Annotated in this window: 17 protein-coding genes; 14 read left to right on the forward strand and 3 right to left on the reverse strand. The window is 73.3% G+C overall.

What is annotated here, in order from left to right:
• Positions 1 to 297 precede the first annotated feature (297 nt).
• The 4 genes from AB0H37_RS04940 to AB0H37_RS04955 all read left to right on the forward strand — a co-directional run bounded on the left by AB0H37_RS04940 (position 298) and on the right by AB0H37_RS04955 (position 2,809).
• Complete coding sequence (locus AB0H37_RS04940) at positions 298 to 726, forward strand: DUF3052 domain-containing protein (protein ID WP_179836458.1); 429 nt, start codon at positions 298 to 300, stop codon at positions 724 to 726.
• A gap of 20 nt (positions 727 to 746) precedes the next feature.
• Positions 747 to 1,214 carry a peroxiredoxin gene (locus AB0H37_RS04945; RefSeq protein ID WP_179836457.1) on the forward strand — a complete coding sequence of 156 codons (468 nt, stop codon included), beginning with the start codon at positions 747 to 749 and terminating at the stop codon, positions 1,212 to 1,214.
• A gap of 81 nt (positions 1,215 to 1,295) precedes the next feature.
• A complete protein-coding gene (locus tag AB0H37_RS04950; protein WP_360611442.1) occupies positions 1,296 to 1,646 on the forward strand; it encodes a hypothetical protein in 351 nt (116 codons plus the stop codon).
• A 104-nt stretch (positions 1,647 to 1,750) separates the two neighbouring features.
• Positions 1,751 to 2,809: an ion channel gene (locus AB0H37_RS04955; protein WP_329087760.1), complete on the forward strand. Its 1,059-nt coding sequence runs from the start codon at positions 1,751 to 1,753 to the stop codon at positions 2,807 to 2,809.
• Between the two features lie 166 nt (positions 2,810 to 2,975).
• Here AB0H37_RS04955 and AB0H37_RS04960 read toward each other — a convergent pair whose 3' ends face one another.
• Positions 2,976 to 3,947 carry a phosphoribulokinase gene (locus AB0H37_RS04960; protein ID WP_360611444.1) on the reverse strand — a complete coding sequence of 324 codons (972 nt, stop codon included), beginning with the start codon at positions 3,945 to 3,947 and terminating at the stop codon, positions 2,976 to 2,978.
• A 159-nt stretch (positions 3,948 to 4,106) separates the two neighbouring features.
• Between AB0H37_RS04960 and AB0H37_RS04965 the strand changes: the two genes are divergently transcribed.
• The gene (locus tag AB0H37_RS04965; protein WP_179836454.1) at positions 4,107 to 4,763 is read left to right on the forward strand and encodes a response regulator transcription factor; all 657 of its coding nucleotides are present in this window, start codon (positions 4,107 to 4,109) and stop codon (positions 4,761 to 4,763) included.
• Positions 4,760 to 5,908, forward strand: a complete 1,149-nt coding sequence (locus tag AB0H37_RS04970; RefSeq protein ID WP_360611446.1) for a GAF domain-containing sensor histidine kinase — start codon at positions 4,760 to 4,762, stop codon at positions 5,906 to 5,908. The genes AB0H37_RS04965 and AB0H37_RS04970 overlap by 4 nt, the downstream gene beginning before the upstream one ends.
• 74 nt (positions 5,909 to 5,982) lie before the next feature.
• Here the strand turns inward: AB0H37_RS04970 and AB0H37_RS04975 are convergent, their stop codons facing one another.
• Complete coding sequence (locus tag AB0H37_RS04975; RefSeq protein ID WP_360611448.1) at positions 5,983 to 7,161, reverse strand: saccharopine dehydrogenase NADP-binding domain-containing protein; 1,179 nt, start codon at positions 7,159 to 7,161, stop codon at positions 5,983 to 5,985.
• A 125-nt stretch (positions 7,162 to 7,286) separates the two neighbouring features.
• Between AB0H37_RS04975 and AB0H37_RS04980 the strand changes: the two genes are divergently transcribed.
• Positions 7,287 to 7,463: a hypothetical protein gene (locus AB0H37_RS04980; protein ID WP_360611450.1), complete on the forward strand. Its 177-nt coding sequence runs from the start codon at positions 7,287 to 7,289 to the stop codon at positions 7,461 to 7,463.
• On the opposite strand, the gene AB0H37_RS04985 is transcribed toward AB0H37_RS04980, so the two are convergent.
• Positions 7,420 to 8,346: a LysR substrate-binding domain-containing protein gene (locus AB0H37_RS04985; protein ID WP_360611452.1), complete on the reverse strand. Its 927-nt coding sequence runs from the start codon at positions 8,344 to 8,346 to the stop codon at positions 7,420 to 7,422. The genes AB0H37_RS04980 and AB0H37_RS04985 overlap by 44 nt on opposite strands.
• A gap of 209 nt (positions 8,347 to 8,555) precedes the next feature.
• On the opposite strand from AB0H37_RS04985, the gene AB0H37_RS04990 reads away from it, so the two are divergent.
• From AB0H37_RS04990 to AB0H37_RS05020, 7 genes are all read left to right on the forward strand, one after another.
• Positions 8,556 to 9,989: a form I ribulose bisphosphate carboxylase large subunit gene (locus tag AB0H37_RS04990; RefSeq protein ID WP_179836441.1), complete on the forward strand. Its 1,434-nt coding sequence runs from the start codon at positions 8,556 to 8,558 to the stop codon at positions 9,987 to 9,989.
• 1 nt (position 9,990) lies between these two features.
• Positions 9,991 to 10,419: a ribulose bisphosphate carboxylase small subunit gene (locus AB0H37_RS04995; protein ID WP_179836440.1), complete on the forward strand. Its 429-nt coding sequence runs from the start codon at positions 9,991 to 9,993 to the stop codon at positions 10,417 to 10,419.
• Positions 10,416 to 11,381, forward strand: a complete 966-nt coding sequence (cbbX, locus tag AB0H37_RS05000) for a CbbX protein (RefSeq protein WP_329087774.1) — start codon at positions 10,416 to 10,418, stop codon at positions 11,379 to 11,381. Before AB0H37_RS04995 ends, cbbX begins: the two co-directional genes overlap by 4 nt.
• Positions 11,382 to 11,496: 115 nt before the next feature.
• Positions 11,497 to 12,405 carry a PAC2 family protein gene (locus AB0H37_RS05005; protein ID WP_360611455.1) on the forward strand — a complete coding sequence of 303 codons (909 nt, stop codon included), beginning with the start codon at positions 11,497 to 11,499 and terminating at the stop codon, positions 12,403 to 12,405.
• 48 nt (positions 12,406 to 12,453) lie between these two features.
• Positions 12,454 to 12,873 (forward strand): CBS domain-containing protein, encoded by a 420-nt coding sequence (locus tag AB0H37_RS05010; RefSeq protein ID WP_179836438.1) that lies wholly within the window; start codon positions 12,454 to 12,456, stop codon positions 12,871 to 12,873.
• On the forward strand, positions 12,870 to 13,505 hold the full coding sequence (locus AB0H37_RS05015; protein ID WP_329087779.1) for a dienelactone hydrolase family protein: 636 nt from the start codon (positions 12,870 to 12,872) through the stop codon (positions 13,503 to 13,505). Before AB0H37_RS05010 ends, AB0H37_RS05015 begins: the two co-directional genes overlap by 4 nt.
• Positions 13,505 to 14,674 (forward strand): geranylgeranyl reductase family protein, encoded by a 1,170-nt coding sequence (locus AB0H37_RS05020; protein WP_360611457.1) that lies wholly within the window; start codon positions 13,505 to 13,507, stop codon positions 14,672 to 14,674. Before AB0H37_RS05015 ends, AB0H37_RS05020 begins: the two co-directional genes overlap by 1 nt.
• Positions 14,675 to 14,721 lie beyond the last annotated feature (47 nt).

Below are 14,721 nucleotides of genomic sequence, written 5' to 3' on the forward strand. Positions count from 1 at the left end.
GGGCGCAGGTATGAGTAGCGTGGACCAGGGGATATCGGGGGCCGTCTTCCCGCAGGGTGCGGGAATGAGCAGCGTGAACCCTCCGGGGGGTCACCGTGGGTGGGCGTCCTGTGACGGGGATCTTCGTAATCGGGCCAATGGGGCCACCAAAAGCCGGGAAGACACTTGCGCAAGGGGCCCACACTTGTGTGGACTGTCCCGCAAACACCGCACAGGTGCGGACGGGCCGCCCGTCCCGGGGGGCCGAGAGCCATACGGGCACGGACCGTGCGGACTGACGACAATGGGAGGACTTTCGTGAGCGCGACCGCGGGTCAGGCGCAGTCTGAGCGCAGCCTGGCCGAACGGCTCGGCCTGAAGGCGGGCCAGGTGGTGCAGGAGATCGGCTACGACGAGGACGTCGACGAGGAGCTCCGCCGCTCCGTCGAGCAACTCACGGGGAACGAGCTGGTCGACGAGGACTACGAGGACGTGGTCGACATCGTGCTGCTGTGGTGGCGCGAGGAGGACGGTGACCTGTTCGAGGGCCTGACCGACGCCATGATCCCCCTCACCGGCGGCGGCAACATCTGGCTGCTGACGCCGAAGGCGGGCCGCGACGGGCACGTCGAGCCGAGCGACATCGGCGAGGCCGCGCAGACCGCCGGCCTCTCGCAGACCAGCAGCGTCAGCGCCGCCAGGGAGTGGTCCGGCACGCGGCTGGTCGCGCCCAAGGTCCGCAAGTAGCGCCGGGGCTGGAGACACCTTTGCCGGTCAACGTAGGCGACGCCGCCCCGGACTTCGAGCTGAAGGACCAGCATGGCGCCCCGGTGAGACTGTCGGGTTTCCGCGGCGACAAGAACGTCGTGCTGGTGTTCTACCCGCTGGCGTTCAGCGGCGTCTGCACGGGCGAGCTGTGCGCGCTGCGCGACGATCTGTCCAGCCTCGTCGCAGGGGCGGGCGCGGACGTGCAGGTGCTCGCGGTCTCGGTCGACTCGATGTTCGCGCTGCGGGCCTGGTCCGACCAGGAGGGCTTCCGCTTCCCGCTGCTGGCCGACTTCTGGCCGCACGGCGGTACGGCGCAGCGCTACGGCGTGTTCGACGAGGCCAAGGGCGTGGCGCTGCGCGGAACCTTCATCATCGACACCGAGGGCGTGGTCCGCTGGAAGGTCGTGAACGCGATCCCGGACGCACGTGACATCGACGAGTACCGCAAGGCGCTCGCCGGGCTCTGAGCGAAACGGACCGGTTCCGGCACACCCCACGGCCATCCGGTCCGGGTGGCCGGAACCGGCCCCCGCACCCTTGGAGGTGTGATGCCCTGCTTCCGCTGCGGGGCGCGGCAGACCGACCCCGTGCGCGGCGCGAGCCCGTGGAAACGCGGGGTCCGGGCGGACCACCAGGTCCTGATCTGCCCCCGGTGCCAGGCCGTCCACGACTGGGCGGACGCCCTGGACCACTGCTCGGAGTGCGGCTCGGCCGCGCTGGTGTGCCGGCTCGGCGAGGTGGAGTGCCGCGACTGCGGCCATACCCGCGACGCCGTCCGGGACGAGCCGGGCACGGCCGATCTCGTGCACTCGGGCGCCCAGCCTCCCGCCGACGGCGGCCTCTCCGAGGAGGTCGCGGCGGCGCTGTCGCGCGTCCTGAAACGGGGCCCGGTCGCCTGAGGGCCCGGCCGTCCCCGGACGGCGGCCCTGACCTGGCCTGACCAGGCCCTTCACCGGGCGATCCGGGCTTGACGCGGCATTTTGCCCGGTGCCACGCTTCGCGGATGCCGATCGTGCTGATGCGCCTGGTGCACCGGATCACCGGGCGGACGTGGCGTGCGCCCGCGCTCGTCCTCCTCACGGCCTTCGTGGTGGGCTGGCTGCTCATCGCGGTGTTCGAGGACCCGGGCGCCGACATCAAGAAGCCGCACGAGTACATCTGGTACTTCCTGGTCAGCGGCACGACCACCGGCTACGGCGATCTGTCCCCGACCACGGTCGGCGGCCGGATCGGCGGTGTGCTCATCATGATCGCCGGGCTCACCGCCGGGCTGGTGATGTTCGCCGAGCTGACGCTCTGGATGGGGAAGGGACGCATGATGAGGGCCAACGGCCAGGCGCGGCTGCACCGGCGACGGCACGTCGTGATCGTCGGTTACGAGCGGGACGGGCTGGTCGCCATCATCCGGCAGCTGCGCGCCGACCCGCAGTTCGCTAAGACGCCGGTCGTGACCGTCTTCTGGCCCGGTGAGCTGGCGGGGGAGAACCCGGATCCGGAGCTGTACGACGTGGTCGCGTTCGACGCGACCGCCTTCGAGCGGGCGTGCATGGAGCAGGCGCGGACGGTCCTGGTGGTCGGCCGCAGCGACGACGAGACGGTGCGGGTGATGCTGACCGTCGAGGCCTACCTGCGGCGCAACGGCGACCCGGCCGTCCACCTGCTGGCCGGGGTGCGCGACGGCGGCCGGCGGGCCGAGATCACCGAGGCCCTCCGGCTGGTCGGCGAGAACATCGAGCCGGTCGACATCGACGATCCCGCGGTGACCGCGGTCGCGATCCGCAACCCGGGCATCGCCGCGATCTACCACAACCTGGCCAGCACGCTCGACAGCGACGGCACCCTCTACCGCGTGGACATTCCCGAGGACGCCGGCGAGTGGGCCCGCCTCGACGTGGCGATCTCCCTTCTCCGCCGGGGGAGCACGCTCCTCGCGGTGGGCGACTCGCACCGCCCGGACGCCCGCTTCCGCCTGGCGCCCGCCCCCGACGAGAGGATCCGCGGCGGCCAGTCGCTGGCGGTCGTCGCCACCCACCGCCCCGAGATCCCCTGGCACGAGCTGTAGGGGCCGGGAGGGCGCCCCTCGCGCCCGCTGAGGGCGCCCTCCCGGCGACCGCGGACGCGCGGCCCGGGGCACAGGTCCAGGCCCCGGGGCCTCCCCGCACGCCAGCGGAGTCTCAGGTGTATCCCGTGTGGGAGAAACCTCCAACACTCTCCGGTTCGCTCCGCGCTCATGCTGCTTGGCGCTGGTCGGCGTCGAGCAGGTGGTACAGCAGCAGCAGTTGGGTGATGGCGAGCGGGTCGCTGGAGCCGGCGTCGCCGATGCGGCCGAGGGCGTCCGGATCGGGCAGGGCGGTACCGGCGCGGGGGCCGAGGCGCTCCCAGATGGCCTTCTTGACGACCTTCGACTCCTCGGGCGAGACGTACCCGTGGACGTGCAGCGCGTCCACCGGGCGGCCGTCGGTGTCGCGGTGGAGGCGCAGGTGCATCGCGGTCTCGGTGTCGCCGGGGCCGCTCTCCAGGACGTCGGCGAGCTCGGGGTGGTCGATGGTGGGGCGCAGCAGCAGCTCGGCCGACAGCGGGGTGCCGGGCGGATCGAGGCGGCCGGCGACGGGCGCGAACCGGACGACGATGTCGGCGTGCTTGCGCTGCGGGCGGATGTAGGCGGCGCTCTCGGGCTCGCGGCGGGTGAGCTCCGCCATCACCTGCTCGGGGCTGTATCCGCGCTTGTCGCAGTCGCGCCGGACCTTCCAGGAGTGGCGCAGCGGCTCGGGCGGGTCGAGGTAGACGGTGATGTCGAAGCAGGCCCGCGCGAGCCGGGTGTGGAGCGGGAGCAGTCCCTCGACGATCACGAAGTCGCGGGGCTCGACCAGTTCCGGCCGGACGAGCTCGCCGGTCGCGTGGTCGTAGACCGGTTTGAGGATCGGCTCGCCCATCGACAGCAGCTGGAGGTGCTGCTCCATGATGTCGACGTGGTTGCAGTCCGGGTGCAGCGCCGTGAACGGCTTCCCGGCCCGCTCGGCGCGGTCGTAGCGGTGGTAGTCGTCCACGCAGACCGCCGTCATCCGGTCCGCCCCCAGGCACCGCACAAGCCCCCTGGTCAGGGTGGTCTTGCCCGCCGCGCTGTCCCCCGCGATGGCGAGCATGACGGGGCGGCGGCCCGACCCGCGCGCCCGCAGCATGTGCACGATCCGATGGGGCACTGATTCCTCCGTCCTGCGGAATTCGGTTTTCGCTGTGCAGCGTAGGCAGATTCGCGCGGCGGCTCGTCCCCCATTCAGGGGAGAGCGGGGGTGAAGTCGCGGAAGGCCTTTCCCGGTGGGGGCTACTGACGAGTAGCTTGCGGTTGTTATCGTGCCGGGATGGGTGTCCCCGTACGCGTCGTCCTGGTCGACGACCACGAGATGATCCTCGCCGGGCTGACCGCGATGCTGGCCGGGTTCTCCGGCCGCGTGCGCGTCGTCGGGCAGGCGGGGACAGGGGACGAGGCGGCCCGGCTGGTCACCGCGCTGCGCCCCGACGTCGTCCTGCTGGACGTGCGGCTCGGTCCCGAGAGCGGCCTGGACCTGTGCCGCCTGATCACCGGGCGCGTCCCGGAGTCCCGGGTGGTGTTCCTGTCGGTCTACGACGACGAGCAGTACGTCTTCGAGGCGCTGCGCGCGGGGGCGGGCGGCTACCTGCTCAAGCGGGTGGACGGCCCGGAGCTGGTCCGCCGGCTGGAGGAGGTGGCGCAGGGCGAGACGGTCGTCGATCCGACGCTCGCCGGGCGGATGGCGGTGACCGCGGCGCGGCTCACCCGCGGCGAGTTCTGGCCGGGCGCCAACCGCGGCCTCACCCAGCGCGAGAGCGAGGTGCTGTCGCTGCTGGTGGGCGGCCTGTCGAACAAGGCGATCGCCGCGCGGCTCGTGCTCAGCGAGGAGACGGTCAAGAGCCACCTGCGCGCCCTGTACCGCAAGCTGGAGGTGGCCGACCGGTCGGCGGCGATCGCCGTCGCGCTCCGCGAGGGGCTGTTCCGGTGACCGGCGTGCGGCCGCTCGAACTGCTCGCCGGGCGCGGCAGCGACCTGCTCGTGCGCGTCGCGGGCGTGGCCTGCTCCGACCGCGAGCTGCCGCGGATGGCCGAGAAGCTGGCCGAGCTGGTGGTGCGGTCCGCGCGGGCGCTGACGTTCTGCGACGTGTACGTCCTGGACGAGGAGGAGCGCGTGCTGGAATGGCGGGGCGCGCCCGTCCCGCTGGGGGAGGGCGAGGCCGGCCGGGTCGCCGCGCACGGCCGCGCCCGCACGCACCCGGACGGGCGGGGCGCCGCGGTCCCCGTGCACGGCGACGGGATCGTGATCGCCGTCGTGGACGTCCGGTCCGCCGGGCCGTGCCCGCCCGACGACCTCGCGCTCGTCACCGCGCTCGCCGGGCTGTTCGCGCCGGTGCTGTCGTCGTGCCGCCGGCTGCGGACGGCCCGCGAGCGCGAGCACGCGGCCGAGCGGTTCGCCGAGCGGGCCGTCGAGGCGCAGGAGGCGGAGCGGTCGCGGCTGAGCCGGGAGATCCACGACGGCATCGCCCAGCGGCTCGCCAGCCTCGGCTTCCACCTGTCGGCGGCCGAGCGGGCGCTGCCCGAGCACCATCCCGAGGGGCTGGCGCAGATCATGATGGCGCGGCGGCTGTGCGAGCTGGCCGCCGCCGAGACCCGCGCGGCGATCGGGGGCCTGCGCCCGCCCGTCCTGGACGATCTCGGCCTGTCGGCGGCGCTCGCCACCCTGGCCAGGGAGGCCGGGGACGGTTCCGGCGCGCCCGGCGCGCTCGACGTGACGGTGACCGTCGAGGGCGAGCTGGAGGAGGAGCTGCCCGACCACGTGCAGACGGCGCTGTACCGGATCGCGCAGGAGGCGGTCGGCAACAGCCTGCGGCACGCGTCGGCGGACCGCGTCGACCTGCTCCTGGAGCACTCCAGCGACCGGGTTCGGCTCAAGGTGGCCGACGACGGGTCCGGCTTCTCGATGCGGGACGTCCTCGCGCGCGGCGGCCGGGGCCGCCGGCCGGACTCCTACGGGCTGCGCGGCATGCGGGAGCGCGCCGAGCTGCTCGGCGGGCGGGTCGCGGTGACGAGCCGGCCCGGCGTCGGCACGACCGTCGAGGCCGTCATCCCCATCCCCGGCCGCCGCCGTTCCTGAGGTCCACCGGCGGATCAAGCGGGCCCTGGACCCGGACGGCGTGCTGCACCCCGGGAAGGCGATCTGACCGGTGCTCAGCCCGCGTCGAGGACCCGGAAGGAGATCCCGGCCTTGACGAGCCGCTCGATGAGCGCGTCGCCCATCGCGGCGGCCGTCGTGACCTGCCCGGACGTCGCGGGCAGGTCGTCGTGGGCGAGGCACAGCGCCGACTCGGCGAGCATCTTCGCCGTCTCGGTGTACCCGGGGTCGCCGCCCGCGACCTCGGTCACGACGCGCCTGCCGCCGCCCTCCCCGACGAACTTCACGCTGAACCAGTTGCGGGCGCGCCGCTCCTCGGACGGCCCGTCGCCGGGCGTCCGGAGCCGCAGCAGGAGGCTGCGGGTCGGGGGGAGCGTGGCGAGGGCCAGCAGGGCGCCGGAGCCCGCCGCCATCCCCGCCGCGGTGGCGAGCCGCTTGACCGCGACGTAGTGGCCGTAGGAGAAGTCGGGCCCGTACCGGTCCAGGGCCGCGGCCGACCGGACCACGATCCGCGGGTCGATGGTGGGCAGCGGGAGCGTCCAGCCGCCCCCGATGCGGGCCTTCGGCGCCGGGCGCCGCGAGATCCGCACCGTGCGCCCGGCCGGAGGGGCCTCCACCTTGCGGCGCTCGCGCTCGGCGCGCACCATCCCGGCGGCGTCGCCGAAGATCCCGACGGCCGAGTGCAGGGTGCCGCCGGAGGCGTCCCCGCGCACCCGCAGGAATCCCTCGACGTGCAGGGGGACGCCCTCCGGGAGCTGCTTGACGGTGAAGTAGGCGCCGAGGTCGTGCGGGATCGAGTCGAATCCGCAGGCGTGCACGATCCGGGCCCCGCTGCGCACCGCGGTGTCGTGGTGCTTCACGTACATCCGGTCCACGAACGTGGGCTCGCCGGTGAGGTCGACGTAGTCCGTGCCCGCGCGCGCACACGCCGCCACCAGGGGCTCGCCGTACCTGACGTAGGGGCCGACCGTCGTGATGACGACCCGCGCCGACTCCGCGATCTCCTGGATCGACGCCGCGTCGGTGGTGTCGGCGTGCAGCAGCGGCAGCCCGGCGCACGCGGGGTCCAGCTCCGCCAGCCGGTCGCGCACGGCCGCCAGCTTCGCCTGGTTGCGCCCCGCCAGCGCCCAGCGCGTGCCGGGACCGGCGTGCCGGGCGAGGTACTCGGCGGTGAGCGCGCCGGTGAAGCCGGTGGCGCCGAACAGGACGACGTCGTACGGGCGGTCGGCGGTCATGGAGGGCCCCTTTCACGGTTCCGAACACGATTCTGTCGCTTTCGGTGCCGTTCATGCGCGCCGGCCCGCCGATGTGAGGGACCGCACTCCTCTAGGGTTGCTCCGATGATGCGGATGGTGAGGGTGTGACGGGGCTCGCCGTGGCGATGGACGTCGTCGCCGCCGGCTTCCTCGTGAGCTTCGTGGTCATGCTGACGCGCCGGGGCGCCGCCCCGTCCGGCGAGGGCGGTCGGTCGGTCGCGATGATCCTGATCGCCGTCAGCCTGGGCCTGCTGTCGGTGTCGCTGTGGAGCCTGCCCTAGCCGCCGCGGGACCTGCCGTGGCGGGCCGCCAGCCGGGCGCCTCCAGCAGGTGCCGGACGAACAGCAGCGTCGTCGCGGTCGGCGCCGCGCCCCCGACCGCGTGCCACGGCCGGTCCAGGGGCATCCCCGGCGCGTCGACCACCACGAGCCGCCCGGTGTCCAGCTCCGCGCCGACGGCGTCCCGCGAGACCAGCGCGACGCCGAGCCCCGCCGCCGCGCCCGCGATCACCGCGCCGTTGGAGCCGAGCACGAGCCGCGGCGGCGACGCCTCCCGCTCGACGAGGTAGGCGTCCGCGCTCGCCCGCGTCCCCGACCCGGGCTCGCGCATCACCCACGGCGTGCGGGCCAGGGCGAACCCGGCCGCGAGATCCGGCGCGCCCACGACGACCAGCTCGTTCGGCCGCCTGGCCAGCACGGTCGCCGCGACGTCGGCGGGCGGGCGGCCCGCCAGCACGAGGTCGGCCTCGTGCGCGGCGAGGCTGCTCCACACCTGGCGGCGCGGACCCACCTCCAGGGCCAGCTCGACTTCCGGCCAGCGCGCCCGGAACGAGGCCAGCAGTTCGGGAAGGATCTGGTCGGCGGCCGTCGTCACCGCCGCCAGCCGCAACGGCCCGCGCCCCGGATCGGCCGCGCCGCGCGCCGCCGCCCGCCCCTCCTCCAGCAGCCCGAGCACCTGCCGCGCGTACCCGGCGTAGACCGCCCCCGCCCCGGTCAGCCGGACGCCGCGCCCCTCCCGCCGGACGAGCGGGACGCCGAGCTCCCGGGTCAGCGCCGCGACCGCCGCCGACACCGCCGACTCGGTCACGTACAGCCGCCGCGCCGCCGACCGCACCGACCCGGTGTCGGCGAGCGCGACGAGCGCCCGGAGCCGCGCCTCCGTCACGTCCCGCCTCCTTGTTCAAGCGAATGATTGACGGTCACCGTAGAACACTTGATGGACATTGCAAGTGTCGGGAGGCGATTCTCGGACGCGTCACGGTTCCACGTGGCGGGACGCGGCGCTCCACCCCGATCCCCTGGGACATGCCGTCCTCCACCGGGGCGGCGCGCCGCGTCCCGCCACATCCAGGCTTCGGCTGAAGGAGAGCGGCGATGAGCGCGGGCAGATGGTCGGCGGGCGTGATCCCCTACGCGGAGATGGGCTACTGGCGTCCGGACTACGAGCCGAAGGACAGCGACATCCTCGCCGCCTTCCGCATCACGCCCCAGCAGGGCGTGCCGCCGGAGGAGGCGGGCGCGGCCGTCGCGGGCGAGTCGTCCACCGCCACCTGGACGGTCGTGTGGACCGACCGGCTCACCTCCTACGAGAACTACCAGGGCAAGTGCTACAAGGTGGAGCCCGTCCCCGGGCAGGGCGACCAGTTCATCGCCTACATCGCCTACGACCTCGACCTGTTCGAGGAGGGCTCGATCGCGAACCTGACGTCGTCCATCATCGGGAACGTCTTCGGGTTCAAGGCGCTGAAGGCCCTGCGCCTGGAGGACATGCGGATCCCGACCCACTACGTGAAGACGTTCCAGGGCCCGGCGCACGGCATCGTCATGGAACGCGAGTACCTCGGCAAGTTCGGCCGCCCCCTGCTGGGCGCGACCGTCAAGCCGAAGCTCGGCCTGTCGGCCCGCAACTACGGGCGCGTCGTCTACGAGGCCCTCCGCGGCGGCCTGGACTTCACCAAGGACGACGAGAACATCAACTCCCAGCCGTTCATGCGCTGGCGCGACCGCTTCCTGTACTGCATGGAGGGCGTGAACCGGGCGCAGGCCGCGACGGGCGAGGTCAAGGGCCACTACCTCAACGTCACCGCCGCGACGATGGAGGACATGTACGAGCGCGCCGAGTTCGCCAAGGAGCTCGGCAGCGTCATCGTGATGATCGACCTCACCATCGGCTACACGGCGATCCAGTCGATGGCCAACTGGGCGCGCAGGAACGGCGTCATCCTGCACCTGCACCGCGCGGGCCACTCCACGTACACGCGGCAGAAGACCCACGGCGTGAACTTCCGCGTCATCGCCAAGTGGATGCGCCTCGCCGGTGTCGACCACATCCACGCCGGGACGGTCGTCGGCAAGCTCGAAGGCGACCCGAACAGCGTCCGCGGCTACTACGACACCCTCCGCCTCGACCGCGTGGAGGCCGACCCGGTGAAGGGCCTGTACTTCGACCAGGAGTGGGCGTCGATGCCGGGCACGATGCCCGTCGCGTCCGGCGGCATCCACGCCGGGCAGATGCACCAGCTCCTGCACTACCTCGGCGAGGACTCGATCCTGCAGTTCGGCGGCGGGACCATCGGCCACCCGATGGGCATCGCCGCCGGCGCCGCCGCCAACCGCGTCGCGCTGGAGGCGATGATCAAGGCGCGCAACGAGGGCCGCGACTACCTCGCCGAGGGCCCGGGCATCCTGCGCGCCGCCGCCAAGCACAGCCGCGAGCTGGACGTCGCCCTGTCCACCTGGGGCGACATCACCTTCACCTACGACTCCACCGACACCCCCGACGCCGCCCCGACCCCCGTGAGCGTGTGACATGCGGATCACCCAGGGCACCTTCTCCTCCCTGCCCGACCTCACCGACGAGGAGATCGCCAAGCAGATCGCCTACGCCCTGGACCAGGGCTGGCCCTGCTCGGTCGAGTTCACCGACGACCCCCACCCGCGCAACTCCTACTGGGAGATGTGGGGCCTGCCGATGTTCGACCTCACCGACCCGGCCGGCGTCCTGTACGAGGTCAACGAGTGCCGCAAGGCCTACCCGGACCACTACGTCCGGCTGAACGCCTACGACGCCCGCTACGGGCGGCAGACGACGGCGCTGTCGTTCATCGTCCAGCGCCCGGCCGAGGAGCCCGGATTCCGGCTCGACCGCACGGAGACCGCCGACCGGCGCGTCCGCTACGCGATGCACCCCTACGCCCTCGACCGTCCCGAGGGGGACCGTTACGGGGCGGGACGTTGAGCGAACGCCCCGGCTTCGGGATGCGGCAGAACGGCTCCCCGGTGGTGGACGCTCCAGAACCCGCGACCGGGGAGCCGCTCCCCGCCGACGCCCGCGTCGACCTCGCCGAGGAGCGCGCAGACTCCCAGGTCGACACCGTCCTCTCCGCCCTGGACGCCGAACTCGTCGGCCTCGCCCCGGTGAAGACCCGCATCCGGGAGATCGCCGCGCTGCTGCTCGTCGACCGCGTACGGGCCCGGTTCGGCATCGAGTCGGGACGTCCCAACCTGCACATGTGCTTCACCGGCAGCCCCGGGACCGGCAAGACGTCCGTGGCCGTCCGGCTCGCCGAGCTCCTGCACCGCCTCGGCTACGTCCGCCGGGGCCACCTGGTCTCCGTCACCCGCGACGACCTCGTGGGCCAGTACGTCGGCCACACCGCGCCCAAGACCAAGGAGGTCCTGAAGCGCGCCATGGGCGGCGTCCTGTTCATCGACGAGGCGTACTACCTGTACCGGGCCGAGAACGAGCGCGACTACGGGCAGGAGGCCATCGAGATCCTCCTCCAGGTCATGGAGAACCAGCGCGACGACCTGGTGGTCGTCCTCGCCGGCTACAAGGACCGCATGGACTCCTTCTTCACGTCCAACCCCGGCATGAGCTCCCGCATCGCCCACCACATCGACTTCCCCGACTACGAGCCCGGCGAGCTGGAGTCCATCGGCCGTCTGATGATGGACCGCGAGGGCTACACCCTCGCCCCCGAGACCGAGCCGGTCTTCCGCGACTACCTGGCCCGCCGCCGCGCACAGCCCCGCTTCGCCAACGCCCGCTCCGTCCGCAACGCTATAGAACGCGCCCGATTGCGCCACGCCAACCGCCTCCTGGCCCACCCGGGCGAGGTGGACCGCGAGGCCCTCACCACCCTCCACCCCGAAGACTTCCTGACCAGCCGAGTCTTCAGGGAGGCCCGTCCGAGCTGACGGCGGCCCCCACCTGCGGCCCGGGGTGCGGCGGGTGCCGAGGCCCGGAGGCATCGGCACCCGCCTCACCCCAATGGATACTCTTGGGCTGAGGACAGTAGAGGTGGGGGAGAAGTTGCTTAACCCAGAGGATCTGTACGAGCTCGACTCCGACCTGCCGGAGATGACGGGTCCGGTGCTGCTGCACAGCCTGGACGGCTTCGTGGACGCGGGGACCACCGGGCAGCTCGTGCGGGAGCACCTCCTGGAGGCACTGGACCACCGGGTCATCGCCCGGTTCGACGTCGACTCCCTGATCGACTACCGGGCTCGCCGCCCGCCGATGACCTTCGACCGCGACCACTGGGCCACCTACGAGGCGCCCGAGCTGGTCGTCCGGCTGCTGCACGACGAGGCCGGCAGCCCGTTCCTGATGCTGTCCGGCCCTGAGCCCGACCGGCTGTGGGAGGGCTTCACCACGTCCGTCCTGCATCTGGTGGAGCGGCTCGGCGTCGGGCTGGTCGTCGGTTTCCACGGGATCCCGATGGGCGTCCCGCACACCCGCCCGGTCGGCACCACCTCGCACGCGACCCGGCCCGAGCTGATCACCCGCAACTCCTGGTTCGACAAGGTGCAGGTGCCGGGCAGCATCGCGGGACTGCTGGAGCTGCGGCTCGGCGAGGTTGGCCACGACGCCGTCGGGTTCGCCGTGCACGTCCCGCACTACCTGGCGCAGTCGGCCTATCCCGCCGCGGCGGTCGCCGCGATGGAGGCCGTCATCTCCGCGACGGGGCTGGTGCTGCCGGTCGACCGGCTGCGGGAGGCGGCCGCCGCCACCGACGCCGACATCGCCGAGCAGGTGGAAGGCAACGACGAGGTCGAGAAGGTCGTGCGGGCCCTGGAGCAGCAGTACGACGCGTTCGCGGGCGCCGCCGAGCGCGACAACCTCCTCGCCGAGTCGCAGGACATGCCGACCGCCGACGAGCTCGGCGCGCAGTTCGAGCGGTTCCTCGCCGAGCAGGAGGGCCCCGACTCGCCCGGGTAGACATATCCCGTCCGCCGCTGGGTACGCGAGCCCTGAGGGAGGTCTCGCATGGGCCAGAAGGTGAACGAAGTGATGACGCCCGCGCCCGTGGCGGTGTCCCCGGACACGAACCTGGTCGAGGTCGGGGACCTCATGCGCCGGCACGGCATCGGCGACGTCCTGGTGGTCCACGAGGGGCGGCTGCGCGGCCTGGTCACCGACCGCGACATCGTCGTCCGCGCCGTGGCCGAGCACCGGGACATGTCCCGCACGACCGTCGCCGACATCTGCAGCACCAACATGATCACGATCGGGCCCGGGGCGGACGCCGAGGAGGCCGTGCGGCTGATGCGGGCGCACACCGTCCGCCGACTCCCGGTCGTGGACGGCGACCGCCCGATCGGCATGGTGTCCATCGGCGACCTCGCCGTCCAGCGCGACGAGCGCTCGGCCCTCGCCGACATCAGCGCGGAGCCGCCCAACACATGATCACGCTGAGGCTGCCGGACGCCGAGCTGGCGGGCGACCTGGACATACCGGACGGCGCGCGGGGCGTCGTCCTTTTCGCGCACGGCAGCGGCAGCTCGCGGCACAGCCCCCGCAACCGCGCGGTCGCGGGCGGCCTGAACGCCGCCGGGATCGGGACGCTCCTCATCGACCTGCTCACCGGCCCCGAGGAGGAGGCCGACCGGGTCACCGCGGCCCTCCGCTTCGACATCGACCTGCTCACCCGCCGGCTCGTCGGCGCGGTCGACGGCCTCGCCGAAGGGCTCGAATCCGCCCCCCACACGGCGGGCCTCCCCATCGGCCTGTTCGGGGCGAGCACCGGCGCGGCCGCCGCGCTCGGCGCCGCCGCGGCCCGTCCCCCGATCGCCGCGGTCGTCTCGCGCGGCGGGCGTCCCGACCTGGCGGGCCCGTCCCTCGCGCGGGTCGGGGCCCACGTCCTGCTGATCGTCGGCGGGCGCGACACCGAGGTGCTGGAGCTGAACGAGCGGGCGCACCGGAGCCTCGCCACGTCCGAGGTGCATGTGATCTCCGGCGCGGGCCACCTGTTCGAGGAGCCCGGGGCGCTGGAAGAGGTCACCGCGCAGGCCGCCGACTGGTTCAACCGGTACCTGTGATGCACGACGTCATCGTGGTGGGAGCCGGCCCCGCGGGCTCGGCGGCCGCGAACCACCTCGCCCGCTCCGGCCTGGACGTCCTGGTGCTGGAGAAGAACTCGTTCCCGCGCGAGAAGGTCTGCGGGGACGGCCTGACGCCGCGGGCCGTCCGGGAGCTGAAGGCCCTCGGCGTCGACACCGCCGGACCGGACTGGTTCCCGAACAAGGGCGTCCGCCTCATCGGCGCCGCCCGCCGCGTGGAGCTCTCCTGGCCGGACGGCCCGGGCCTCACCCGTACGCGGGCCGGCCTCGACGAGCTCCTCGCCCGCCAGGCCGTCCACGTCGGCGCGACCCTGCGGGAGAACACCAGGGTCACCGCGCCGCTGACGGCGAACGGGCGGATCAGGGGCGTCCGGACGTCCGGCGGGACCCACGAGGCGCGCCTGGTCATCGCGGCGGACGGGGCCTCGTCCCGCCTGTCGGTCGCGCTCGGCCTGCGTCCGGCACGCGACCGGCCCCTCGGCATCGCCGGCCGCCGCTACTTCCGCAGCCCCCGCCACGACGACGAGTACCTCGAGATCTGGCTCGACCTCGCGCCCGCCGCGTACGGCTGGGTCTTCGGCATGGGCGACGGTACCTGCAACGTCGGCGTCGCGCTGCTGCGCACCGAGCATCCCGACTACCACCGGCTGTGCTCCCGCTGGCTCGCCTCGCTGCCGGCGTCCTGGGGCTTCACGGAGGGCAACGCCGTCGGCCCGCTGCGCGGCGCGGCCCTGCCGATGGGGTTCGGCCGCCGGCCCCACTACCTGCCGGGCGTCCTCCTGGCCGGGGACTCCGGCGGCATGGTCAACCCGTCCACCGGCGAGGGGATCGGCTACGCGCTGGAAGCGGGCCGCCTCGCCGCCGAAGTGATCACGCTGGCCTCCCGCTCCCCGTTCCCCGAACGCGTTCTGCGGACGTACCCGGACGCGGTCAGGCGCGCCAACGGCGGCCCCTTCACCCTCGGCCGCGCCTTCACCCGCGCCCTCGACGACCCGCGCGTCATGCGCCTCGCGACCCGCCGCGGCCTCGCCCACCCGGCCCTGATGCGGTTCGCGCTCCGCCTCCTCGACGGCCTGCCCGCGCCGGCCTCGCCCACCGCCGCCGACCGTCTCGCCGCGGCGCTGACCCGTCTCACCCCGGCGTCCTGACCGTGCCGCACAGGTTCGAGCAAATCTGAGACGCTGGACTTGCTCCT

The organism is Actinomadura sp. NPDC023710 (genome assembly GCF_040639875.1).
Classification (GTDB): Bacteria; Actinomycetota; Actinomycetes; order Streptosporangiales; family Streptosporangiaceae; genus Spirillospora; species Spirillospora citrea.

Coding starts and splice junctions, on each gene's coding strand:
- AB0H37_RS04950 (WP_360611442.1), top strand. CDS start 1,296: ATGCCCTGCTTCCGCTGCGGGGCGCGGCAGACCGACCCCGTGCGCGGC.
- AB0H37_RS04955 (WP_329087760.1), top strand. CDS start 1,751: ATGCCGATCGTGCTGATGCGCCTGGTGCACCGGATCACCGGGCGGACG.
- AB0H37_RS04965 (WP_179836454.1), top strand. CDS start 4,107: ATGGGTGTCCCCGTACGCGTCGTCCTGGTCGACGACCACGAGATGATC.
- AB0H37_RS04975 (WP_360611448.1), bottom strand. CDS start 7,161: ATGACCGCCGACCGCCCGTACGACGTCGTCCTGTTCGGCGCCACCGGC.
- AB0H37_RS04990 (WP_179836441.1), top strand. CDS start 8,556: ATGAGCGCGGGCAGATGGTCGGCGGGCGTGATCCCCTACGCGGAGATG.
- AB0H37_RS04995 (WP_179836440.1), top strand. CDS start 9,991: ATGCGGATCACCCAGGGCACCTTCTCCTCCCTGCCCGACCTCACCGAC.
- AB0H37_RS05010 (WP_179836438.1), top strand. CDS start 12,454: ATGGGCCAGAAGGTGAACGAAGTGATGACGCCCGCGCCCGTGGCGGTG.
- AB0H37_RS05015 (WP_329087779.1), top strand. CDS start 12,870: ATGATCACGCTGAGGCTGCCGGACGCCGAGCTGGCGGGCGACCTGGAC.
- AB0H37_RS05020 (WP_360611457.1), top strand. CDS start 13,505: ATGCACGACGTCATCGTGGTGGGAGCCGGCCCCGCGGGCTCGGCGGCC.